The following is a 22,110-nucleotide window of genomic DNA, read 5'->3' as shown; positions in this document are numbered from 1 at the left end:
GGGACTACCGGGCGACAGCGGGGGTGGGGAGGACGAGTGCCGTCGCGGTCGCGGCGACCCCCTCGCCCCGGCCGGTGAAGCCCAGCGCGTCCGAGGTGGTGGCGGCGACGCTGACCGGTGCGCCGAGCAGCTCCGAGAGCAGCCTCTGCGCCTCTTCGCGCCGCGGCGAGAACTTCGGGCGGTTGCCGATGAGCTGCACCGAGACGTTGCCGATGGCGAAGCCGGCGGCCTCCACCAGCTCGCGGGTCGCGCGGAGGAAGACCTCGCCGTGGGCGTCCGCGAAGCGCGGGTGGGTCGTGCCGAAGCGGGAGCCGATGTCGCCGAGACCCGCCGCCGCCAGGAGCGCGTCGCAGATCGCGTGGGCGACCGGGTCGCCGTCGCTGTGCCCGGACAGGCCCCGCTCCCCCGGCCAGTGGAGCCCGGCGAGCCAGAGCGGCGACGCGTCGTCGAACGCGTGCACGTCCGTGCCGATGCCGACGCGCGGCACGACGACGGCGGGCGGCGGTGCGAGCACCTGCTCGGCGCGGGCCAGGTCCCAGGGGGTGGTGATCTTGAAGGCGAGCGGGTCGCCGGCGACGACGATCGAGGGACCGCCGCGCGAGGCGAGGAGCGCCGCGTCGTCGGTGAAGTCCTCCTCCGCCGAGGCGTAGGCCTCGTCGAGGAGCGCGCGCGGGAAGCCCTGCGGCGTCTGCACCGCGGCGAGCTCGGAGCGGTCCACCGTGCCGAGGATCCCGCCGTCGGCGCGGATGCGCTTGATCGTGTCGGTGACCGGCAGACCCGGGATCACTCCGCCGCCCGTCTCCCGGACCGCCGCGATCACCCGCTCGAACTGGTCGACGGGCGTGAGGGCGCGGGCGGCGTCGTGCACGAGCACCGTCTCGACGGCCGGGCCGAGCGCCCGGAGCCCTCGAGCGACTGACTCCTGGCGGCTGGCGCCTCCGGCGACGACGCTGACGGAGCCGTCCGGGGCTCCGGCGGCGTGCGTCAGAGCGGCCGTCTCCTCGAGGAGGGCGGCGGGAGCCACGACGACGATCTGGACCGGCTCCGCGAGCAGCAGCACCGTGCGCAGGCTGCGCTCGAGGATCGTCCTCCCCGCGCAGTCGACGTAGGCCTTGGCGCGCTCGCGGCCGAGCCTCGTGCCGCTGCCGGCGGCGACGACGACGACGGCCGCGGTCGGCGCGCCGGCCGGACCGTTCAGGATGCGAGGACCTCGTCGAGGAGCACGGAGGCGGCGTCCTCGTCGGTCTTCTCGGCCAGGGCGAGCTCGGAGACGAGGATCTGGCGGGCCTTGGCGAGCATGCTCTTCTCCCCCGCCGAGAGGCCGCGGTCGCGGTCGCGGCGGGTGAGGTCGCGGACGACCTCGGAGACCTTGACGACGTCTCCGGACCCGAGCTTCTCGAGGTTGGCCTTGTAGCGGCGCGACCAGTTGGTCGGCTCCTCGACGACCTCGGCGCGCAGGACCTCGAACACGCGCTCGACGCCCTCGCGGCCGATGACGTCGCGGACGCCGACCAGGTCGACGTTGTCGGCGGGCACCTCGATGACGAGGTCGCCCTGCGCGACGCGGAGCTTCAGGTACGTCTTCTCCTGGCCCTTGATCGTCCGGGTCTTCACCTCGGCGATCGTGGCGGCTCCGTGATGGGGGTAGACGACCGTCTCTCCGACCTCGAACTGCATGCGACGTCCTTTCAGCGGCGGACAGATTACCATGCGCGCCGAGCGGGAAGGGAGTCCGGACGGGCGGAGCCGCGGTGCTCGCTACGCTAGCCTGGTGTCGGCTCGTGCACAGTGAAGTCGCCCTGTCCGGGGCGAGCGGGGCCGACGATCTGGAGGTTCCTGTGAAGGCGCGTATCGCTGCATCCGTCGTTCTCGCGGTCGGCGTCGCCCTCGCTACCGCCGGCTGCAACCTCGTCGCCCCGCAGGCGACGCGCAAGATCTACGACCCGAGCGACGGAGTCGGCGCGACGATCGGCGATCTCGCCATCCGCAACGCGATGATCGTCTCGGACGACGGCGAGGCCGGCACCCTGATCGTGACGCTCGTGAACTCCACCGATGAGGCGCTGAGCGTCGAGGTGCAGTACGAGGGCTCCGCGGGCCGCACCAGCGACACCGTCGACGCCGTCCCCGGCCGTACCGAGGTCCGCCCCGACAGCACCGAGGCCGTCCAGATGGACGACATCGACACAATCCCCGGCGGCCTGCTCCCCGTCTACTTCCAGTACGGCTCCGAGCAGGGCAAGGAGCTCCTCGTCCCCGTCCTGACGAACGCCCTCGAGGCCTACTCGACGCTGACCCCCGCGCCCTCCGCGACGCCGACCGTCACCCCGACGGCCGACCCCGCCCGGACCGCGCTCCCCACTCCGACCGCCGAGCCCGGCGTCGACGCTCCCACCGCGGAGTAGCCCCCTCCGCCCTCGAGGGCCGTCCACCCCGGTGGGCGGCCCTTCGTCGTCCCCGCAGTTCTCGACACACCCGCTCGGCCAACCACTCACCACCAGGCGGGCGACGTCCGGCTGCGCGGGTCTCGATACGCCGACCACTCGAGCACCACGCCCTGAGCGACGCCCCCGCCCGGCTCGTCGCGAAGCGACGGCCCCACCCTCGACGGCTCGTCGTGCAGCGACGGCCCCACCCCGCGGCTCGTCGCGAAGCGACGGCCCCACCCTCGACGGCTCGTCGCGCAGCGACGGCCCCACCCCGCGGCTCGTCGCGCAGCGGCGGCCCCGCACCTCACCCCTCCAGTACAGGGTTGATCGCGGGTCTTGGCGGGGTGAGCTGCAAGGCGGAGGAGGGCGCGATACCAGCGGTATCGCAACCGACGACAACGCCGCAGATCGCCCCGCCAGGGCCCGCGATCAAGCGTCGAAGCGGTAGCCGAGGCCGCGGACAGTAACCAGGAGCACCGGCTCCTTCGGCGTCTTCTCGATCTTCGAGCGGATGCGCTTGACGTGGACGTCGAGGGTCTTCGTGTCGCCGAAGTAGTCGCTCCCCCAGACGCGGTCGATGAGCTGGCCGCGGGTGAGGACGCGGCCCGCGTTGCGGAGGAGCATCTCGAGGAGCTCGAACTCCTTGAGGGGCATCGGGGTCTCGACGCCGTCGACTTCGACCGTGTGGCGTTCGATGTCCATGCGGACGGGGCCCGCGACGACGATCCGCTCCTCGCCGGGCTCCTCGGTGCGGCGTCGGAGGACGGCGCGGATGCGGGCGAGCAGTTCGCGGGTGGAGTAGGGCTTGGTGACGTAGTCGTCCGCGCCGAGCTCCAGGCCGACGACGATGTCCACTTCGGAGTCCTTGGCGGTGACCATGATGATCGGGACGGAGGAGCGGGTGCGGATCTCGCGGCAGACCTCGGTGCCGGGCATGCCGGGCAGCATGAGGTCGAGGAGGATCAGGTCGTAGTCGCCCTCGTCGAAGGCGGCGACGGCGCGGTTGCCGTCCTCGGCGACGGTGACGTCGTAGCCCTCGCGTTCGAGCAGGTAGCTGAGGGGCTCGCTGAGGGCGCTCTCGTCCTCGACGAGCAGGATGCTGGTCACGCGTGTTCTCCTATCGGGGCGGTCGCCGCGAAGGGCGTCCGGGCGGGGTCGGCTTCGGGGAGCCGGATGGTGAAGGTGGAGCCGCGGCCGGGCTTGGACCAGACGCGGACGTCGCCGCCGTGGTTCTGCACGGCGTGCTTGACGATGCTGAGGCCGAGGCCGGTGCCGCCGGTGTGGCGGGAGCGGGCCTGGTCGACGCGGTAGAAGCGCTCGAACACCCGGTCGAGGTCCTCCTCCGGGATGCCGATGCCCTGGTCGGTGACGGCGATCTCGACGACTCCGCCGGTGGAGCGGACGCCGATGCCCACGCGGGAGCCTGCGGGCGAGTACTGGATGGCGTTGGCGAGGAGGTTGTGCAGCGCCGAGACGAGCATCTTCTCCTGCCCCACGACGTAGGCCTTCTTCATCCCGCCCTTGACCAGGGTGACGTCGTGCGACTCCGCCATGACGTGGGTGGTCTCGAGCGCCGCCGTGACGACGTCGTCGACGCGGATGATCTCGGCGGAGCCGGCGACGTCGGCGGCCTGGAGGCGGGAGAGCTCGATGATCTCGCGCGTGATCTTCGCGAGGCGGTGCGACTCCTGGGTCAGCCGGTGCGCGAAGCGGCGCACCTGCTGGGGGTCGTCGGCGGCGGAGTCGAGGGCCTCGGCGAGCAGGCCGACGGCGCCGATCGGGGTCTTCAGCTCGTGGGAGATGTTGGCGACGAAGTCCCGGCGGACGGCCTCGAGCCGGCGCGCCTCGGTGTGGTCCTCGGCGATGACGAGGACGTAGCGGGAGCCGAGGCGGGTCGCGTGGACGACGAGCGTCACGGCGGCGTCGGAGAGCGGGCTGGTCGCGAGCTCGAGGTCCTGGACGATGTCGTCGCCGAAGCGGCGGACGCGGTCGACGATGGCGGCGAGGTCGGGGTGGAGCAGCGTGTCCTGCGAGACCAGGCCGAGCGCGACGGCGCGGGTGGACGCCTTCAGCACGTTGTGAGACGGGTCGGTCACGAAGGCGGGCGAGCCGACGGCGTCGATGATCGCCTCGATCCCCTCGGGGAGCCCGACCGAGATCACGTCCTGCGCGATGCGGCCCTGGCGGGCGGCGAGCGTGAGCACGGTCGTCAGAAGGATCCCGATCGCGACACCGAGAACGAGCGACAGAACCACGATCAAGCCCGAATCCACGGACCCAGGCTAACCATCCACCGGGCGTCCCCCTACCGGACTCCCGTCGATCCTCCGGGGGTCGAGTACTGTTCAAACGCCCGGCACCGTCCGTTAACCTGCCGTGGTCATCATGACTGCGCCTGCGCCCACGGAGTGCAGTCGCAGCGGCGTGCGAGGTGCTCGCCGCAGATCCGGCGCCGTCGTCCGCGCGCGCCGTAGAGAGGGTCGAACACAGATGCGCGAAGTTTTCCAGCAGGAGCTGGCCGAGGTCCAGGAACGACTCGTCGAGATCTCCGGACTCGTCGAGATCGCCATCGAGAAGGCGACCCAGGCGTTCAACCACTCCGACGTCACCCTCGCGGAGGAGGTCATCGCGAGCGACGCGCGCATCGACGAGCTGGCCATCAGCCTCGACGAGCTCGCGATCGACATCCTCGCCCGGCAGAACCCGGTCGCCCGCGACCTGCGGATCGTCGTCTCGGCGCTGCGCATCAGCGCGTCGCTCGAGCGGATGGGCGACATCGCCGAGCACATCGCCCAGCTCTCGCGCTACCGCTTCCCCGACAAGGTGGTCCCCAAGAGCCTGCGTCCGACGTTCGTCGAGATGGGCCGCCTCGACGTGGTCGTAGCACACAAGCTGACCGACCTGCTCCGCTCGCAGGACCCGCGCATCGCCGAGGAGATCCGCGACGAGGACGACAAGATCGACGAGCTGCACGTCAGCGTCTTCGACAAGGTGCTCAGCGAGGCGTGGAAGGGCCAGGCCGCCGACACCGTCGACGCGACCCTCGCCAGCCGCTACCACGAGCGCTTCGCCGACCACGCCGTGTCGATCGCCAAGAAGGTCCAGTACCTGATCTCGGGCGACTACTCCTAGTCGACACCTCGGGCTCCGGCCCGTCTCACCGTCCGGCCCGCAGGAACGAGCGTCTCCTGCGGGCCGGACGTGTCCGTGCGCTCCGCCTCCGGGGCTACGGGAACGGCCCGCCGGAGTCGAGGACTCGGGCGGGCCGTTCGCGCGTGCGGGGCGGTGCTACTTCTTGGCGCCCTGGGCGGCGACGGCGGCGGCACCGGCGGCCGCGGCCTCGGGGTCGAGGTAGCGCGCCTCGCCGATGGGCTCGAAGTCCTCGTTCAGCTCGTAGACGAGCGGGATCCCGGTCGGGATGTTGAGCTCCGCGATGTCCGAGTCCGAGATGCCGTCGAGGGTCTTCACCAGCGCGCGGAGGGAGTTGCCGTGCGCGGTGATCATGACGGTCTTGCCCGAGGCGAGGTCCGGCTTGATGTCGGACTCCCAGTACGGGAGCATCCGCTCGATCACGAGCTTCAGCGACTCGGTGCGGGGCAGGGCGTCGCCGAGGTCGGCGTAGCGCTCGTCGTGCGCCTGCGAGTACTGGTCGTCGTCGTCGAGCGGGGGCGGCGGCACGTCGAAGGAGCGGCGCCAGGTCTGGAACTGCTCGGGGCCGTACTCGGCGAGGGTCTGCGCCTTGTCCTTGCCCTGCAGGGCGCCGTAGTGGCGCTCGTTGAGGCGCCAGGAGCGCTTGACGTCGATCCACAGGCGGTCGGCGACCTCGAGGGCGATGTTGGCGGTCTGGATCGCACGCGTCTGGCGCGACGTGTAGACGATGTCGGGGTGCAGGCCCGCCTCGGTCAGCAGCTCGCCGGCGCGGGTGGCCTCCGCGACTCCCTGCTCGGTCAGGCGCACGTCGACCCAGCCGGTGAAGAGGTTCTTCTGGTTCCACTCGCTGTTGCCGTGGCGCACGAGGATGAGGGTGTAGGTCTCGGACATGCGTCCAGCTTAGAGGCGGCCCCCTCGCCCGCGGATACGCTGGAGAGCATGCCCATCGGAGCCGTCACCCGCGGAACGACGGGCACGAACCGCCTCCGCCGGGTCGACCGCCGGCTCGCCGAGCTGCCCGTCCTGCGCAGCACCGCCTCCCCGCTCGTCGTCGATCTCGGCTTCGGGGCGAGCGCGGTCACCACGCTCGAGCTGCACCGCCGGCTCGTCCGGGCCGCGCCCGACGTCGAGGTGCTCGGCCTCGAGATCGAGCCCGCACGGGTCGACACCGCTCGGCGCCAGCTCGCCCGGGTGAGGGAGGGCGGCACGCCGTTCCCCGCGGACGCGCGCGTGCGCTTCGAGCGCGGCGGCTTCGAGGTGCCCCTGCCCGCGGGGCGGCGGGCGGGCGTCATCCGCGCCTTCAACGTGCTCCGCCAGTACGACGAGGACGCGGTGGAGGGAGCCTGGGCGACGATGACGGACCGTCTGCAGCCCGACGGCGTCCTGGTCGAGGGCACCTGCGACGAGATCGGCCGCATCTGCACCTGGATCGAGGTCGGCCGGGAGGGCCCGCGCTCGCTGACCCTCTCGCTCCGGCTCGCGGCGACCCCCTCGCCGATGACGGCGGCCGAGCGCCTGCCGAAGGCCCTCATCCACCGCAACGTGCCCGGCGAGGGCGTGCACGCCTTCCTCTCCTCCCTCGAGCGGGCGTGGACGCTGAACGCCCCTCTCGCCGTCTACGGTCCGGGTCAGCGCTGGATCGCGGCGGTCCGGGACCTCCGGCCGGAGTGGCCGGTCCTCGGCGGGCCGCGGCGCTGGCGCCTGGGCGAGGTGACGGTCGCGTGGGAGGCGGTCGCCCCCTCCTCCTGAGCGCCCGACTGAGCACCGGACCTCCTGAGCCCTAGGCGAGCGGGGGCAGGGCGGCCCGCGCCTCGGCGGGAGCGGCGCCGGTCGCCGTGAGCAGGTCGACGACGAGCGGGCGGAGCAGGACGAGCACCGTCTTCTCGGCGAGGCGCGCCTCCGGGATCAGCCGCTGGGGGTCGAGCGTGGTCGCGAGCAGCACGATGTCCTGACGCGCCAGGGCGAGCACCGACGGATCGGCGACCGCGCGGCCGAGCAGCGCGATGCCCGGGCCGAGGGCGGCGACCGCTCCGGCGAGCTCCGGCCGCGGGGCGCCGTCCCGGACGAGGAAGTCGGTGCGGCGCGCGACGATGCGCAGGTTGCGGGTCGCGAGGTCCAGCGCGGACAGCATCACGGCCTGGCGGGAGAGCTCGCCGCGGTGCCGGCGGACGAACGGCGAGATCCGGGCGACGCCGGTCGCGGAGTCGAGCGCCGCGGTCCAGCCGTCGATGACCGGCTGCGTCCCGCGGATCCGCTCGAGGGCTGCGGTGGACGCCGAGGAGTCGCCCCGGCGGAGCGCCTCGGCCAGCTCCTCCACGGTCCGGCTGAGCGCGGTGAGGAGCCGGTGCGCCTCGGCCCGCGCTGTGCGCAGCGGCGGGCGGGGCACGATCGCCGTGCAGAGCAGCGCCGCGAGCCCGCCGATCAGGCCGTCGACGCTCCGGGTGAAGACGCCTCCGTCCGGCGCAGGGAGGACCATCACCAGCATCGCCTGGGTCCCGGCGGCCACCGCGAACCCCGGCGAGGGCGAGAGGGCCCGGCCGAGCGTGAAGACGATCGCGAGGACGACGGCGAGCTGCCAGACGCCGCTCCCCCACAGCAGGAGCAGGACCTCGCTGGCCGTGATGCCGATGAGCATCCCCGTCGCTGTCTCGGCCACCTGCTTGGGGCGGGTGTCGCGCGCGATGCCGAGGCTCGAGATCGTGGCCGTCAGCGCCAGCACCGGCGCGGGGTGCCCGAGGAGGAAGTGCGCGACGGAGTAGGCGAGGGTCGCCGCGAGCACGATCTGCAGCACGGCGGGGAGCGACGCCCCCGCGCGGGCGAGGGCGCGCGCGGGACTCAGCTCGGGGGTCCGGACGAGACCGCGCAGCCGCTCGGCCGCCCGGCCCCGCTCGGCGGGACGTGCGGCCACCACGGCGTGGCCTACCTGGTCGTCGCCCCGAGGCGGGGCAGGCGGGGCACTCCCGCCTCCGCTCCGGCTCCGGGCGGGACCACGACCTCCTGGGCCGCGGCCACGCGCGAGTCGCCGGCCAGCACGGTCAGCTCGAGGTCCACCGGGACGCTCCGCTTGACGACCGCGAGGGCGACCGGTCCGTCCTCGTAGTGCCAGGCGCTGGAGGTGACCGTGCCGACCTCGACCGGCTCGCCGCCCTTGAGCGCCGTGACGACGTCGCCGTGGGCGGGGAGGACCGAGTCGGAGCCGTCGAGCTGCAGCAGGACCAGGCGCCGCGGCGGGTGCCCGAGGTTGTGCACCTTCGCCACCGTCTCCTGGCCCCGGTAGCAGCCCTTGGCGAGATGCACGCTCGAGCGGAGGAGGTCGAGCTCGTGCGGGATGGACCGCTCGTCGACCTCCGTCGCGTGGCGCGGGCGCCAGGCGGCGATGCGCAGGGCCTCGAGGGCGTCGACCCCGGCGAGGGCCACTCCCACCCCGACGGCCGTCTCCGCGAGGGCCTCGAGGGCCGCTCGCGGGACCAGGACCTCGCGGAGCTCCCAGGAGGCCCCGGGGTGCTCTGTGGTCAGCGCGTACTGCCAGCCGCCCGGCTGGACCAGCGACCACGGGTCGCTCCAGACGACGGGCTCCTCGGCCAGGGACAGGGCGAGCGTCAGGGCCGGCCCGTCGCCGAGGACGGCGAGGGTCGCGAAGTCGTCGGTGCGGTCGGCGACCTCGACGCGGAGCATGAAGCGCATCCGGTCGAGCCAGGCGGCCAGGCCGGCCGTCTCGTCGCGGTCGAGCAGGAGCCAGGCGGTCTCGCCGTCGTCGACGAGGCGGATGACGTGCTCGATCCGGCCGGTCGGGTCGAGCAGGAGCGTCTCGGCGGACGCGCCGGGAGCGAGGCGCGAGACGGCCTGGCTGGTAAGCGAGTCGATCCAGGTGAGGCGGTCCGGCCCCGTGACGGTCACGACGCCGCGGCCGGAGAGGTCGACGAGCGCGGTGCCCGCGGCGAGAGCGCGCTGCTCGCGGAAGGGCTCGCCGTAGTGGGCGGCGACGCCGGGCTCGGCGGCGCTCGTCGTCGCGACGGCGCCCGGGGCGGCCAGGAGCGGGGAGGGCGCGTCAGTCGACACGGGCGAGCCGTCCGGAGGAGTGGGTCCGCAGGCCCTGGCCGAGCGCGGCGATGTCCCACGCCCAGAGCAGGTGGTCGTCGACCAGGCCGTAGAGGCGCGTGGCGGCGGCGTAGTCCTTCGCCGCGGCGGTGCGCATCACCGCGTCGGTCGCGAGGTCGATCCGCGGCCCCTTGACCTGACCGAGGTAGAGCTCGCTGACCCCGTCCGGGTGCACGAGCGAGACCTCGATGTCGAACCCGCCGGCGGCGTTGCGCAGAGTCTCGACGGACTCCGCGTCGGGGAAGGCGGGTGCGCCGCGGCCGGGCAGCATTCCCGGGCCGGCGTCGGAGTCGGTCAGAGCGCGGCTGAGGCGCCAGTAGCCGGTCTCGGTGACCAGCGGCCGGGGCGCCTCCTCGGCGCCCTCCTCGATCAGCCACGTGTAGGAGTTGTAGTTGAGGTACGGGAGGCCGTCGTAGCTGAAGCTGATGCGATGGCCGAACTCGGCCTGGACGGAGTCGTCGCCGATCGTGTAGTCGATGACGCCCGAGCCCTCCCAGACGCCGAGCAGCCAGGACAGGGGGACGAGCTCGGGCGGCAGGCCCGACGGAAGCGAGATCACTCGGGCTCCGGCGGCGGCTAGCGCTGGCCGCGGTAGAGCTTGTAGACGACCACGCCGGAGACCCACGCGATGGCGAGGGAGGCGAGCCCGAGCAGACCGAGGTAGAAGAGTTCCAGGGCGAGAAGCATGCGCTCATCCTACCCGCCGCCTCCGACGCCGGGGCGGGGCGGACGCGGCCGCTCAGGCGGTGCGGATCCGGGTGCTCGGGACAGGACGGCGCGACCGCTCAGGCGGGGAGGAGGAGGGCGATCCCGCTCGCAACCGCGACCACGGCCATCGCTCCGACGATGCTCGTCATCGCGCGGAGGAGGTACCCCTCGGCGCGGGCCACGGCGAGCTGCACCGCGAAGGTCGCGAGCACGCAGCCGCCGAACGTCAGCGCGAGCCAGAGCTGCCGGGACTCCGGAGCGGCGATCGCCAGAGTCAGCACGGAGCCCGCGAGTGCGAGCGCCCAGACGACTCCGATGCCCACCCGATCCCTGCCCATCCGACAATTGTGCCCCAGGCGGACGCCCCTCCCGGCCCGCCGCTAGTATTGCGGGCAGACCAGTTCTGGAGGATCCGTGGCGCAGTTGTTGATACTGACCTCGGCGGGAGGCGCCGAGGTGCTCCCCGCACTGGGGCTCCTCAGCCACCGGACCCGGCAGATCCCCGCGGAGCCCGCCCAGCTCGTGAACGCCCCGAGCTGCGATCTGATCCTGGTCGATGCGCGGCAGGACCTCGCCAGCGCCAAGTCGCTCTGCAAGATCCTCACGACCACGGGCATCAACGTCCCCCTCATCCTGATCCTCACGGAGGGCGGGCTCACGGCCGTCTCGGCCGACTGGGGCGTCAACGACGTCATCCTCGACTCGGCCGGCCCCGCCGAGGTCGACGCCCGCATCCGCCTGGTGATCGGCCGGCTGGCGCAGGAGCAGTCGACCTCGCGCATCCAGGCGTCGGGCGTCGTGATCGACGAGGCCAGCTACTCCGCCAAGGTGCACGGGCGCCCGCTCGACCTCACCTTCAAGGAGTTCGAGCTCCTCCGCTTCTTCGCCACGCACCCCTCGCGCGTCTTCACCCGCGAGCAGCTGCTGAGCGAGGTGTGGGGCTACGACTACTTCGGCGGCACCCGCACGGTCGACGTGCACGTGCGGCGCCTCCGCGCGAAGCTCGGCGACCTGGAGTCGCTGATCGGCACGGTCCGCAACGTCGGATACCGCTTCAACGTGTACGAAGAGGACAATGAGCGAGTCGCTCAACCTGTCCGTTGAGGATCTGGCCGATCCCGCGGTGGCGGCCGGCCTCGAGCACCTGATCGGGCGCGCCGCCTGGTTCGACCACCAGCCCCCCTTCAGCGACCAGACGCTCGTCGACGCCCGGGCCGGCTCGCGCACCCTCCTCGTGGGGCTGCGCGCGGACGTGGTCGTGGCGGCGGCGATCCTCGGGCAGGGCGAGCTGGAGTTCGTCGTCGATCCGGAGTGGCGCGGGGTCGGCTTCGGCACCGCGACCCTGGAGCAGGTCCTCGCGAGCGGCCGGACGGGCCTGCTCGCCTGGGCGCACGGCGACCACCCCGCCGCCCGGGCCCTCGCGGCCTCCCACGGCTTCGCACCGGTTCGCACCCTCCTGCACCTCGAGCTCGAGCCGCTCGCCGCTCCCGAGGTCCGCGTCCCCGAGGGCGTCGTCCTCTCGGACGCCCGCGACCTCGCTCCGGCCGAGTGGATCGCCCTGAACGCGCGGGTCTTCGCCGCGCACCCCGAGCAGGGGCGGATGACGGAGGAGGACCTGGCGGCCCGCCGCGCCGAGCCGTGGTTCGACGAGGGCGACTTCCTCCTGCTCCGCGACGCCGACGGCACGCTCCTCGGCTACGACTGGCTCAAGATCGAGCCCGGATCGACGACCGGCGAGATCTACGTCCTCGGGGTCGCCCCCGAGGCGGCCGGACGGGGACTCGGCCGCACCCTGCTGAACGCCGGGCTCGCGCGGATGCTCGAGCGCGGCTGCACCACGGCCGACCTCTACGTCGAGGCCGAGAACCGGTCGGCGGTGGCGCTCTACCGCTCGCTCGGGTTCACGGACGCCTCCGTCGACGTGCAGTACCTGCAGCGGGCCGCGCCGCTGCGCTGAGCCGGCACTCCTCCACAGGGCCTTCCCCGGCCCCGTTCATCCGGCATTCACGAGCGGCGGCGCGGAGCGGACGGACGCGGTGCCAGGATGGTCGCATGGACGGCGACAACCTGCTTCTCGAAGACGGTCTCAGCGATGACCTCGACGACGACTTCGACGACGAGGAGGAGCACTCGGACCCGCTCCTCCCCGACAACCGCTACCTCGACCGGGAGCTGAGCTGGCTGGCGTTCAACCAGCGCGTGCTCGAGCTCGCGGAGGATCCGCTGGTTCCGGCGCTCGAGCGGGCGAACTTCCTCGCGATCTTCTCGTCCAACCTCGACGAGTTCTTCATGGTCCGGGTCGCCGGCCTCAAGCGCCGCATCCTCACGGGGCTCGCCCTGCCGACGAACATCGGGCGCGTGCCGGTCGACGTGCTGACCGACATCTCGGAGAAGGCGCACCTGCTGCAGCAGCGCCACTCCCGAGCGTTCAAGGAGCTCGTCGAGCCCGCCCTGCGCGACGGCGGCATCGACCTCGTCCGCTGGGACGAGCTGAGCGACGCCGAGCGCACCGTGCTGGACGACTACTTCTCGGCCCAGGTGTTCCCGGTGCTGATGCCGCTCGCGGTCGACCCGGCGCACCCGTTCCCCTACATCTCCGGCCTCTCGCTCAACCTCTCGGTGCGGGTGCGGAACCCGAAGACGCAGAAGGTCGAGTTCGCGCGCCTCAAGGTGCCGCAGATGCTCCCCCGCTTCGTGCGGATCGCCGGCGTCGCGGCGCCGGGCGAGCCGATGCGGTTCATCTCGCTCGAGGACCTGATCGCCAACCAGCTGGACGACCTGTTCCCCGGCATGGAGATCCTCGACCACCACGTGTTCCGGGTGACGCGCAACGAGGACGTCGAGGTCGACGAGGACGAGACCGAGAACCTGATCAAGGCCCTCGAGAAGGAGCTGCTGCGCCGCCGGTTCGGCCCGCCCATCCGCCTCGAGGTCACCGACGACATGGACGACGAGACGCTGGGCCTGCTGGTCCGCGAGCTCGACATCACGACGCAGGAGGTCTACAAGCTCCCGGCCCCGCTCGACCTCAGCGGGCTCTTCAGCCTGCAGAAGATCGACCGCCCGGACCTGAAGTACCCCAACCACGTCCCGACGACGGCGGTGCAGCTCTCGCCCAGCGAGCCCAACCAGCGGCAGGACGTCTTCAAGGCGGTCTCCCGTGGCGACGTGCTCCTGCACCACCCCTACGAGTCCTTCGCGACGAGCGTGCAGTCGTTCCTCGAGCAGGCGGCGGCCGATCCGGACGTGCTCGCGATCAAGCAGACGCTCTACCGCACCTCCGGCGACTCCCCCATCGTCGAGGCGCTCATCGACGCGGCCGAGTCGGGGAAGCAGGTGCTCGCCCTGGTCGAGATCAAGGCGCGCTTCGACGAGCAGGCGAACATCTCGTGGGCGCGCAAGCTCGAGAAGGCGGGCGTGCACGTGGTCTACGGGCTCGTCGGGCTGAAGACCCACTGCAAGCTCGCGCTCGTCATCCGCCAGGAGAAGGGCGGAGTGCTCCGCCACTACTCCCACATCGGCACCGGCAACTACAACCCGAAGACCTCGCGCATCTACGAGGACCTCGGACTCCTGACGGCCGACCCCGAGGTCGGCAAGGACCTCACGCGCCTGTTCAACGAGCTCTCGGGCTACGCGATCGAGAAGAAGTTCAAGCGCCTGCTCGTCGCGCCGCGCCACCTCCGGAAGGGCCTGCTCAAGCGGATCGCCGCCGAGACCGAGAACGCCCGCGCGGGGCGGCCCTCGGGCATCCGGATCAAGGTCAACTCGATCGTCGACGAGTCCGTGATCGACGCGCTCTACCGCGCCAGCCAGGCCGGCGTGCCGGTCGACGTCTGGGTGCGCGGCATCTGCGGGCTGAAGCCCGGCCAGGAGGGGCTCTCCGAGACCATCCGCGTGCGCTCGATCCTCGGCCGCTACCTCGAGCACTCCCGCATCTTCAGCTTCGTCAACGGCGGCGAGCCGGACGTCTTCATCGGCAGCGCCGACATGATGCACCGCAACCTCGACCGCCGCGTCGAGGCTCTGGTGCGGATCGTCGAGCCGGCGCACCTCAGCGAGATCGACGACATGTTCGAGCGGGCGATGGACGAGCGGACCGCCTCCTGGTGGCTCGGCCCGGACGGCGACTGGACGCGGCACCACCTCGACGAGGAGGGCGCTCCGCTCGCCGACCTCCAGAACCAGCTGATGCAGCACATCACCCATCGCAAGCGCGCGGCGACACGGTCCGCCAACCGGGCCTCCAGCCGCTGACGCCCGTGACGGGCACCGTCTACGCAGCAGGAGCGGTGTGCTGGCGGATCATCGAGGGCCGCCCGCACATCCTCGTGATCCACCGGCCGCACCGCCGGGACGTCAGCCTGCCCAAGGGCAAGGTCGACGCGGGCGAGTCCCTCCCGGAGACCGCGGTCCGCGAGATCCGCGAGGAGACCGGGCTCTCGGTGGCGCTCGGGGTGCCGCTGGGGTGCACCGAGTACACGCTGCCGAGCGGGCGCCCGAAGGCCGTCTACTACTGGGCGGCGCAGGTGACCGAGAAGGCCGTCCTGGCGTCCGACTTCCTCCCGAACGACGAGGTCGAGGCGCTCGAGTGGGTGACGCTCAAGCGGGCCCGGAGCTACCTGACCTATCCGCACGACGTGACGATCGTCGACGAGTTCGCCCGGATAGCCGCACGCGGTGCGCTCGAGACCTTCGCGATCGTGGTCCTGCGGCACGCGAAGGCGGTGCCCGCCTCCTCCTGGGACGGCCGCGACTCCACCCGCCGCCTCACCGGGCGCGGCCGGGTCGAGGCCGCTGCCGCCGCTCAGGCCGTGGCCGCCTGGCGCCCGCGCCGCCTCGTCTCGAGCACCGCCAAGCGCTGCCGGTCGACCATCGCCCCGCTGTCCGGTCTGGTCAGGAAGCCGGTCAAGCTGCGCGACGACCTCAGCCAGGAGGCGCACGAGCAGGGCACCGCCGACGTCCGCGCCCTGGTCGGCAAGCGGGTCCGCGCCCGCCGCACCGCCGTCCTCTGCAGCCACCGGCCGGTGATCCCCGAGATCCTGCGCGAGATCGCCCTCGCCACGGCGACCCCTCTCGGCGCCTACCTCGACGAGGCGGCAGCGCTGCCGACCGGGGGCTTCGCCGTGGTGCACCTCTCCACCGGTCATCCCGGATCCGGCATCGTAGCGATCGAGACGCACACGCCGCTGGCCTGACCGCCCGGGCGCGCTGCGTGACCGGCTCGACGGGTCCGTCCGCACCAAGCCGGTCGCGCCGCCGGGACCCGCCGGACGCACCGCGCCTTCCCCGCCGCCCCGTCGCTCCGCAATCCCCGAGGCGGACCCGTTCACCGCGCGTTCACCGAGCGGTCGGTGCCAGGACACGACCCCTCCGTACTCTCGCTCGCGGGCTGCACCAGGCCCTGTTCTGTTTTCCACGCTTTCCTACCCGAAAGGGATACTTGTGAGATTCTCGCGTCTCGGCCAGGCGGCCGTCGTCGCCGCCGTCGCAGCGATCACGCTGACCTCCTGCGCTGCCAACGAGGCACCGGCCGCAGGCGGCAGCTCCGGCTCCGCCACCACCTCCACGCTCTCCGGCACCATCACCGGGATCGGCTCGTCCGCTCAGGGCACCGCGCAGACCACCTGGGCCGCCGCGTTCCAGACCGCGAACCCCGAGGTCACGGTCAACTACGACCCGCAGGGCTCCGGCGCCGGCCGCACCAACTTCATCGACGGCGCCGCCGACTACGCCGGCTCCGACTCCGCGCTCAAGGACGAGGAGCTCGCAGGCACCTTCGCCGCCTGCGCCCCCGACACCAAGGCGATCGACCTCCCGGTCTACATCTCGCCGATCGCGGTCATCTTCAACGTGGAGGGCGTCGACGAGCTCAAGCTCGACGCGGCCACCATCGCTGGCATCTTCAAGGGCACCATCACCTCCTGGGACGCCCCGGAGATCAAGGCCCTGAACCCCGACGCGACCCTCCCGTCGGCGAACATCACCTCCGTGCACCGCTCGGACGACTCGGGCACCACGCAGAACTTCACCGACTATCTCGCGGCCACCGCGAGCGACGTCTGGGACGCTCCCGCCGCGCAGACCTTCCCGTACCAGAGCGGTGACGGCGCCAAGGGCACCTCGGGTGTCGTCGACGCGGTCAAGAACGGCACCAACACGATCGGCTACGCCGACGAGTCCGGCGCCCAGGGCATGGACATGGCCCAGCTGAAGGTCGGCGACGCGTTCTCGACCATCTCGGCCGACGGAGCCGCGGCGGTCGTCGCCGCCTCGCCCATCGCCGACGGCCGCGAGGACAACGACCTCGCGATCAAGATCGACCGCACCGGCACCGAGGCGGACGCCTGGCCGATGGTCCTGGTCAGCTACCTCATCGTGTGCCAGGAGTACGCGGACGCCGACAAGGGCGAGGTCGTCAAGTCCTTCGCCTCCTACGTCGCGAGCGAGGAGGGCCAGGAGGCCGCCGCCGCTCAGGCCGGCTCCGCTCCCCTGAGCTCCGAGCTCGCCTCGACCGTCGCCACCGCGATCGAGTCGATCAAGTAGTCCCACCGGCAGGGCCCGTCTCGCAGCACGATCCGCGGGACGGGCCCCGCCTGTGCCGGGCTCCACCCACCGGACGCCCCTCCGAGCCCTAGCATCTCCCTGTGCGCCCCGCCGAACCCCCTCGTCTGAAGAGAGTCCCCTGGAATGGCAACTGAGACCGTCGTCCGCCCGAAGGCGAAGGTGCGTGTCGGAGATCGGGTCTTCTCGATCTCGACCGTCGCCGCCGGCTCCCTCATCCTCCTCGTCCTCGCCGCCGTCGCGATCTTCCTCATCGCGCAGTCGATCCCCGCGTTCACCGCGCCGGCCGGCAGCCTCCCCGGCGACGCGACGAGCTTCTGGGCCTACGTCGGCCCCCTGGTGTTCGGCACGGTCTGGTCGGCGGTGATCGCCCTGGTGATCGCCCTGCCGCTCTCGATCGCGATCGCCCTCTTCATCTCGCACTACGCGCCGCGCCGCATCGCGATGGCCCTCGGCTACGTGGTCGACCTCCTCGCCGCCGTCCCCTCGGTGGTCTTCGGCCTCTGGGGCGCGACCGTGCTGGCGCCGATGGTGCAGCCCTTCTACCTCTTCCTCAACGTGAACATCGGCTGGTTCCCGCTCTTCGGCGGCCAGGCGTCGGGCACCGGCAAGACGATCCTCACCGCCTCGGTGGTGCTGGCCGTCATGGTCATCCCGATCATCACCGCGGTCTGCCGCGAGATCTTCCTCCAGGCCCCGCGCCTGCACGAGGAGGCGGCGCTCGCGCTCGGCGCGACCCGCTGGGAGATGATCCGCATGGCCGTCCTGCCCTTCGGCGCCCCGGGCATCGTCTCGGCCGCCATGCTCGGCCTCGGCCGGGCCCTCGGCGAGACGCTCGCCGTCGCGATGGTGCTCTCGCCCGCGACGGTCGTCTCCTTCCTCCTGCTCACCTCGCAGAACTCGAACACCATCGCCGCGAACATCGCGCTGCAGTTCCCGGAGGCGAGCGGAGTCGGCGTCAACGTCCTCGTCGCCTCGGGCCTCATCCTCTTCGTCATCACCCTCGTCGTGAACTCGGTCGCGCGGTTCATCGTCAACCGCCGCAAGGCCTTCTCGGGAGCCAACTGATGTCCGCCGCCACCTCGTCGATGCCCTTCTCGCTGCAGGCGGGCAAGCTGCCCAAGGGCACCCCCTGGATGCTGCTCGTCGGCAGCTGGGTCGTGTTCGCCGCCGTCTTCCTGATCCTCCAGGCGGCCGGCATGATGAACGACTTCAGCCTCGTCGGCGCGATCTTCTGGGGCACCGTCCTCTTCGACGTCGCCATCTACGTGGTCTCGCGCCTGGTCGAGGGCGGCCGCAAGGCTGTCGACCGCCTCGTGACCTCGCTGGTCGCGACCGCGTTCATCATCGCGCTGCTCCCGCTGATCTCCCTGCTCTACACGGTCGTCTCCAACGGAGTCGCGCGGTTCGATCCGCTCTTCTTCTCCTCGTCGATGCGCAACGTCATCGACGCGGGCGGCGGCGCCCTCCACGCGATCATCGGCACGCTCGAGATCACGGCCATGGCCGCGCTGATCTCGGTGCCGATCGGCCTGCTCACCTCGATCTACCTCGTCGAGTACGGCCGCGGCCACCTCGCCCGGGCGATCACCTTCTTCGTCGACGTGATGACGGGCATCCCCTCCATCGTCGCGGGCCTGTTCGCCTACGCGCTCTTCGCGCTGCTCCTCGGCCCCGGCGTCCGGATGGGCTTCGCCGGCTCGATCGCCCTCGCCGTGCTGATGATCCCCGTGGTCGTCCGCTCGTCGGAGGAGATGCTGAAGCTGGTCCCGAACGAGCTGCGCGAGGCGTCCTACGCCCTCGGCGTGCCGAAGTGGCTGACCATCGTCAAGATCGTGCTGCCGACCTCCATCGCCGGCATCACGACGGGCATCACCCTCGCGATCGCCCGCGTCATCGGCGAGACCGCCCCGCTGCTCATCGTCGCCGGCTTCACCGCGTCGATGAACTACGACCTCTTCAGCGAGCGGATGATGACCCTCCCGGTCTTCGTCTACACGCAGTACGCGAACCAGGGCCCCGACGCCGAGGCGTTCCTCAACCGGGCCTGGACCGGCGCGCTGGCCCTCATCCTGATCGTCATGGCGCTGAACCTGGTCGCCCGCCTGATCGCGAAGATCTTCGCCCCCAAGCTCGGCCGCTGACACCCACCACTCGGCTCCGGCCGGAATCCCCGAAGGAAGCAATGTCCAAGCGCATCGAGGTCAACGACCTCAACGTCTACTACAGCCAGTTCCTCGCGGTGGAGGGCGTCTCGCTCGCCATCGAGCCCCGCACGGTCACCGCCTTCATCGGCCCGTCCGGCTGCGGCAAGTCGACCTTCCTCCGCACGCTCAACCGCATGCACGAGGTCATCCCCGGCGCGCACGTCGAGGGCGAGGTCCTGATCGACGGCAACAACCTGTACGGCCCGGGCGTCGACCCGGTGCAGGTCCGCCGGCAGGTGGGCATGGTCTTCCAGCGCCCCAACCCGTTCCCGACGATGTCCATCCGGGACAACGTGCTGGCCGGCGTGAAGCTCAACAACCGCCGCATCTCGAAGTCGGACGCGGACGCGCTCGTCGAGCGCTCGCTCCAGGGCGCGAACCTCTGGAACGAGGTGAAGGACCGCCTCGACAAGCCGGGCTCCGGTCTCTCCGGCGGCCAGCAGCAGCGTCTGTGCATCGCCCGCGCGATCGCCGTCTCCCCCGACGTCCTCCTGATGGACGAGCCCTGCTCCGCCCTCGACCCGATCTCGACCCTCGCGATCGAGGACCTCATCGAGGAGCTCAAGAACGACTACACGATCGTCATCGTGACCCACAACATGCAGCAGGCCTCGCGCGTCTCGGACCGCACCGCGTTCTTCAACATCGCGGGCACCGGCAAGCCGGGCAAGCTCATCGAGTACGACGACACCGCGACGATGTTCTCGCGGCCGTCCGTCCAGGCGACCGAGGACTACGTCTCGGGCCGCTTCGGCTGATCCGCCCCAGACGAGAGCGAGCCGCGTCCCTCCGGGTTCGCGGCTCGCTCTCGTTCCACCGCGTTCCCTCCGGGAACGAGAAGAGCCGCACTCCGTCATGGGAGTGCGGCTCTTCTCGTGCTCGGGCCGTCAGGCGATGTCGATCGCCAGTATCGGATCGGTGGTCGGAGTCGGCGAGCCGCCGGCGTCCTCGACCGTCACGGCGACGACTCCGCCCTCGGTCAGGCTCCCCTCGAGCGGGGCCACGGTGCTGCCCTCTCCCCCATCGAACGTCCCTGCGGCGACCGGACCGGACGAGCCGATGTACCAGAGCTCGTAGGTCTTGTCCTCCGGCAGCGGCGCCAGGTCGTCCACCACGAGGGCGGAGCGGCCGAGCGAGCTCGACCAGACCAGCGTCGCCTGCTCGCCGGTGGCGACCGTGCCGGTCGTCTCCTGCGCGTCGGGGGCGCTGCGGATCTGCTCCAGAGCCGTCTGCTGCTGCGTCTGGCCGGGGCCGGACGAGAGCAGCGGCGGAAGGGTCACTCCGCCGACCACGATCACCGCGGCGGCCGCGGCCGCCGAGAGGTAGACCGCGGGGCGGGCGAACCAGCGGCTCCGGGCGCGGTTCGCGGCGCTGCCGCCACCGTCCCGGCGAGCCGTCGGACCGCTCCGCTCGCCCTCGGAGGCGACGGGGACCAGACGGGGCGCGGCGGGCGCCTCGTGGTCCTCGTCGGGCTCCTCCAGCGGCAGCTGCGGAGTGGTGGCGATGAGCGCCATCAGGTCGGCCTTGAAGCCCGGCGAGGGCTCCACGGCGGGTGCGTCGGCGACCAGCGCCTCCGCCACCTCAGCGAACGCGTCGGCCTCGCCGCGCGCCTCCGGGTGCTCGGAGAGGAAGCGCTCGAAGCGCTCCTGCTCCTCGGGCGTCAGGATGCCCAGTGCGTGACCCGCCGCGAGATCGCGCGGGTCGTCCATCCCGTCGGGGAGTCGCACATCGTTCACAGGGCCACCCCCATCTCTTCTCGAAGTCTGATCATTCCGTCACGCAGGCGTGTCTTGACGGTTCCCACGGGGCACTGCAGGATCCCCGCGATCTCGCTGTGCGAGTATCCGCCGTAGTAAGCGAGCTGCAGCGCCTGCCGCTGCAGTTCCGTCAGGCGGCCCATGGCGGCCGCGACCTTCTCGTGCTCGAGGGACACCTCCGCCTGCTCGGAGACCTGGTCGTAGTCGCGTCCGAGGTCTCGGATTCCGATGCGCATGTCCCGATCACGGCCGGCTTGAGCCGCGCGGACCCTGTCGATGGCCCTGCGGTGTGCCATCGTGAGGATCCAGGTCGTCGCGCTTCCTTTATTCGGAGCGAAACGCCCAGCGGTTTGCCAGATCTCGAGGAAGACCTCCTGGGCCACCTCCTCGGACTGGGAGCGGTCGACGAGGACGCGGATGATCAGGCCGAGGACCCGGCCGGCCATCTGGTCGTAGAGCGCGGCGAACGCGGCCTGCTCTCCCCCGGCGATGCGCTCGAGGAGGACAGCCGCCTCCGCTGTGGTGTCGTCCGTCATCAGCCCCGCCTCGCCCGCGCCCGGGCTGAAAGATTCCGCGTCATCCAGAAGGCTGTCACGGCCAGGCCTGCAACGACGACCGACACCTCGATCGGATGCGTCACGAATCGGACATCCAGCGCCAACGTGCCGATCGGCACGAGCGCGGGGTCGCCCAGCCGGGGGGCCAGCCAGAGCGAGATCACGGCCACCGCCGCAGCGGTGATGCCCGGATAGCTGCGCGGGCGGATGAGGACCCAGAGCCCGGCGAGCACGTCGAGGACCGCGAGGACGCGCATCACCGTGCCCTGCGAGAGCGAGACCCCCGCGGCGAACTGGGCGCCCTCCGCGTCGTCGACGCTCGGCGCGGCGAGGAGGTAGAGGGCGGCGACGACCAGCAGCCCCGTCCCCGCCCAGACGCGCGCGCCGATCCGGAGAGCTCTGCTGTTCTTCATTCCGCTGGCGCCTGTCTGTGGGGACTCGGGCGAGGATCGACTCCTCCTGGGCCCTCGCCTCGCGCACCGTGGCCTCGATGCGAGCAGAGAAGGGGCCGGACCGCAGGAACGCCTCTCGGCGCGAGGCCGCTCGAAGCGGCTATAAGTGGAGCCCGGGGTTACTGCGATCCGGCTTCCGCCAGTCTACCAAAGGCCTCCGCGGTGGCGGCGAGCGGCGTTCGCAGTGG

Annotated in this window: 23 protein-coding genes; 11 read left to right on the top strand and 12 right to left on the bottom strand. The window is 71.8% G+C overall.

Translation table 11 applies throughout. From position 1 onward, the window contains the following. Positions 1–4: 4 nt before the first annotated feature. Positions 5–1,201, bottom strand: coding sequence for a 2-C-methyl-D-erythritol 4-phosphate cytidylyltransferase (ispD, locus tag C5C56_RS01825; protein ID WP_181137551.1), 1,197 nt, complete (start codon positions 1,199–1,201; stop codon positions 5–7). Next, positions 1,195–1,677 (bottom strand): CarD family transcriptional regulator, encoded by a 483-nt coding sequence (locus tag C5C56_RS01820; protein ID WP_104224589.1) that lies wholly within the window; start codon positions 1,675–1,677, stop codon positions 1,195–1,197. Before C5C56_RS01820 ends, ispD begins: the two co-directional genes overlap by 7 nt. Positions 1,678–1,838: 161 nt before the next feature. On the opposite strand from C5C56_RS01820, the gene C5C56_RS01815 reads away from it, so the two are divergent. Then, positions 1,839–2,405, top strand: coding sequence for a hypothetical protein (locus C5C56_RS01815; protein ID WP_104224588.1), 567 nt, complete (start codon positions 1,839–1,841; stop codon positions 2,403–2,405). A gap of 453 nt (positions 2,406–2,858) precedes the next feature. Here the strand turns inward: C5C56_RS01815 and C5C56_RS01810 are convergent, their stop codons facing one another. Both C5C56_RS01810 and C5C56_RS01805 read right to left on the bottom strand, forming a co-directional pair. After that, positions 2,859–3,536, bottom strand: a complete 678-nt coding sequence (locus C5C56_RS01810; protein ID WP_104227263.1) for a response regulator transcription factor — start codon at positions 3,534–3,536, stop codon at positions 2,859–2,861. Then, complete coding sequence (locus C5C56_RS01805; protein ID WP_104224692.1) at positions 3,533–4,702, bottom strand: cell wall metabolism sensor histidine kinase WalK; 1,170 nt, start codon at positions 4,700–4,702, stop codon at positions 3,533–3,535. Before C5C56_RS01805 ends, C5C56_RS01810 begins: the two co-directional genes overlap by 4 nt. Positions 4,703–4,919: 217 nt before the next feature. On the opposite strand from C5C56_RS01805, the gene phoU reads away from it, so the two are divergent. After that, positions 4,920–5,561 carry a phosphate signaling complex protein PhoU gene (phoU, locus tag C5C56_RS01800; RefSeq protein ID WP_104224693.1) on the top strand — a complete coding sequence of 214 codons (642 nt, stop codon included), beginning with the start codon at positions 4,920–4,922 and terminating at the stop codon, positions 5,559–5,561. A gap of 156 nt (positions 5,562–5,717) precedes the next feature. Here the strand turns inward: phoU and C5C56_RS01795 are convergent, their stop codons facing one another. Continuing rightward, positions 5,718–6,470 (bottom strand): phosphoglyceromutase, encoded by a 753-nt coding sequence (locus C5C56_RS01795; protein WP_104224694.1) that lies wholly within the window; start codon positions 6,468–6,470, stop codon positions 5,718–5,720. 48 nt (positions 6,471–6,518) lie between these two features. Here C5C56_RS01795 and C5C56_RS01790 point away from each other — a divergent pair, with 48 nt between their 5' ends. Continuing rightward, a complete protein-coding gene (locus tag C5C56_RS01790) occupies positions 6,519–7,328 on the top strand; it encodes a class I SAM-dependent methyltransferase (protein WP_104247689.1) in 810 nt (269 codons plus the stop codon). A gap of 31 nt (positions 7,329–7,359) precedes the next feature. On the opposite strand, the gene C5C56_RS01785 is transcribed toward C5C56_RS01790, so the two are convergent. The 4 genes from C5C56_RS01785 to C5C56_RS01770 form a co-directional block, all read right to left on the bottom strand. Then, entirely contained in the window at positions 7,360–8,490 is a 1,131-nt protein-coding gene (locus C5C56_RS01785; protein ID WP_104247690.1) for an aromatic acid exporter family protein, read from the bottom strand. 8 nt (positions 8,491–8,498) lie between these two features. Further along, entirely contained in the window at positions 8,499–9,638 is a 1,140-nt protein-coding gene (locus C5C56_RS01780) for a folate-binding protein YgfZ (protein WP_104273394.1), read from the bottom strand. Beyond that, on the bottom strand, positions 9,628–10,236 hold the full coding sequence (locus C5C56_RS01775) for an FABP family protein (RefSeq protein WP_104224698.1): 609 nt from the start codon (positions 10,234–10,236) through the stop codon (positions 9,628–9,630). The genes C5C56_RS01780 and C5C56_RS01775 overlap by 11 nt, the downstream gene beginning before the upstream one ends. A 226-nt stretch (positions 10,237–10,462) precedes the next feature. Next, a complete protein-coding gene (locus C5C56_RS01770) occupies positions 10,463–10,723 on the bottom strand; it encodes a hypothetical protein (protein ID WP_146076503.1) in 261 nt (86 codons plus the stop codon). Between the two features lie 76 nt (positions 10,724–10,799). On the opposite strand from C5C56_RS01770, the gene C5C56_RS01765 reads away from it, so the two are divergent. The 8 genes from C5C56_RS01765 (at position 10,800) to pstB (ending at position 19,914) form a co-directional block, all read left to right on the top strand. After that, positions 10,800–11,489, top strand: coding sequence for a winged helix-turn-helix domain-containing protein (locus tag C5C56_RS01765; protein ID WP_104224700.1), 690 nt, complete (start codon positions 10,800–10,802; stop codon positions 11,487–11,489). Further along, the gene (gene mshD / locus C5C56_RS01760; protein ID WP_104227268.1) at positions 11,461–12,342 is read left to right on the top strand and encodes a mycothiol synthase; all 882 of its coding nucleotides are present in this window, start codon (positions 11,461–11,463) and stop codon (positions 12,340–12,342) included. The genes C5C56_RS01765 and mshD overlap by 29 nt, the downstream gene beginning before the upstream one ends. A 95-nt stretch (positions 12,343–12,437) precedes the next feature. Next, entirely contained in the window at positions 12,438–14,642 is a 2,205-nt protein-coding gene (locus C5C56_RS01755) for an RNA degradosome polyphosphate kinase (protein ID WP_104224702.1), read from the top strand. A 5-nt stretch (positions 14,643–14,647) separates the two neighbouring features. Then, positions 14,648–15,583, top strand: a complete 936-nt coding sequence (locus C5C56_RS01750; RefSeq protein WP_104224703.1) for an NUDIX domain-containing protein — start codon at positions 14,648–14,650, stop codon at positions 15,581–15,583. A gap of 247 nt (positions 15,584–15,830) precedes the next feature. Beyond that, positions 15,831–16,931 (top strand): phosphate ABC transporter substrate-binding protein PstS, encoded by a 1,101-nt coding sequence (gene pstS, locus C5C56_RS01745; RefSeq protein WP_104224704.1) that lies wholly within the window; start codon positions 15,831–15,833, stop codon positions 16,929–16,931. Between the two features lie 144 nt (positions 16,932–17,075). Beyond that, complete coding sequence (gene pstC / locus C5C56_RS01740) at positions 17,076–18,017, top strand: phosphate ABC transporter permease subunit PstC (RefSeq protein ID WP_104227270.1); 942 nt, start codon at positions 17,076–17,078, stop codon at positions 18,015–18,017. Further along, positions 18,017–19,093, top strand: coding sequence for a phosphate ABC transporter permease PstA (gene pstA / locus C5C56_RS01735; RefSeq protein ID WP_104224706.1), 1,077 nt, complete (start codon positions 18,017–18,019; stop codon positions 19,091–19,093). The genes pstC and pstA overlap by 1 nt, the downstream gene beginning before the upstream one ends. A gap of 41 nt (positions 19,094–19,134) precedes the next feature. Beyond that, positions 19,135–19,914, top strand: coding sequence for a phosphate ABC transporter ATP-binding protein PstB (pstB, locus tag C5C56_RS01730; protein WP_104224707.1), 780 nt, complete (start codon positions 19,135–19,137; stop codon positions 19,912–19,914). Positions 19,915–20,043: 129 nt separating this feature from the next. On the opposite strand, the gene C5C56_RS01725 is transcribed toward pstB, so the two are convergent. From C5C56_RS01725 to C5C56_RS01715, 3 genes are read right to left on the bottom strand one after another with little or no spacing between them, the layout of a single operon-like run. Further along, on the bottom strand, positions 20,044–20,892 hold the full coding sequence (locus C5C56_RS01725; RefSeq protein WP_146085222.1) for an anti-sigma factor domain-containing protein: 849 nt from the start codon (positions 20,890–20,892) through the stop codon (positions 20,044–20,046). Beyond that, positions 20,889–21,449, bottom strand: a complete 561-nt coding sequence (gene sigK / locus C5C56_RS01720; protein WP_104224709.1) for an ECF RNA polymerase sigma factor SigK — start codon at positions 21,447–21,449, stop codon at positions 20,889–20,891. The genes C5C56_RS01725 and sigK overlap by 4 nt, the downstream gene beginning before the upstream one ends. Then, on the bottom strand, positions 21,449–21,883 hold the full coding sequence (locus C5C56_RS01715) for a hypothetical protein (RefSeq protein ID WP_104227272.1): 435 nt from the start codon (positions 21,881–21,883) through the stop codon (positions 21,449–21,451). Before C5C56_RS01715 ends, sigK begins: the two co-directional genes overlap by 1 nt. Positions 21,884–22,110 lie beyond the last annotated feature (227 nt).

The organism is Rathayibacter sp. AY1D1 (genome assembly GCF_002932635.1).
In the GTDB taxonomy this organism is placed as follows: Bacteria; Actinomycetota; Actinomycetes; order Actinomycetales; family Microbacteriaceae; genus Rathayibacter.
Note: the sequence above shows the minus strand (reverse complement) of the source record. Positions and strands in the feature narration are given on the sequence as shown.

Coding starts and splice junctions, on each gene's coding strand:
- C5C56_RS01820 (WP_104224589.1), bottom strand. CDS start 1,677: ATGCAGTTCGAGGTCGGAGAGACGGTCGTCTACCCCCATCACGGAGCC.
- phoU (WP_104224693.1), top strand. CDS start 4,920: ATGCGCGAAGTTTTCCAGCAGGAGCTGGCCGAGGTCCAGGAACGACTC.
- C5C56_RS01795 (WP_104224694.1), bottom strand. CDS start 6,470: ATGTCCGAGACCTACACCCTCATCCTCGTGCGCCACGGCAACAGCGAG.
- C5C56_RS01790 (WP_104247689.1), top strand. CDS start 6,519: ATGCCCATCGGAGCCGTCACCCGCGGAACGACGGGCACGAACCGCCTC.
- C5C56_RS01770 (WP_146076503.1), bottom strand. CDS start 10,723: ATGGGCAGGGATCGGGTGGGCATCGGAGTCGTCTGGGCGCTCGCACTC.
- mshD (WP_104227268.1), top strand. CDS start 11,461: ATGAGCGAGTCGCTCAACCTGTCCGTTGAGGATCTGGCCGATCCCGCG.
- C5C56_RS01755 (WP_104224702.1), top strand. CDS start 12,438: ATGGACGGCGACAACCTGCTTCTCGAAGACGGTCTCAGCGATGACCTC.
- pstC (WP_104227270.1), top strand. CDS start 17,076: ATGGCAACTGAGACCGTCGTCCGCCCGAAGGCGAAGGTGCGTGTCGGA.
- pstA (WP_104224706.1), top strand. CDS start 18,017: ATGTCCGCCGCCACCTCGTCGATGCCCTTCTCGCTGCAGGCGGGCAAG.
- pstB (WP_104224707.1), top strand. CDS start 19,135: ATGTCCAAGCGCATCGAGGTCAACGACCTCAACGTCTACTACAGCCAG.
- sigK (WP_104224709.1), bottom strand. CDS start 21,449: ATGACGGACGACACCACAGCGGAGGCGGCTGTCCTCCTCGAGCGCATC.
- C5C56_RS01715 (WP_104227272.1), bottom strand. CDS start 21,883: ATGAAGAACAGCAGAGCTCTCCGGATCGGCGCGCGCGTCTGGGCGGGG.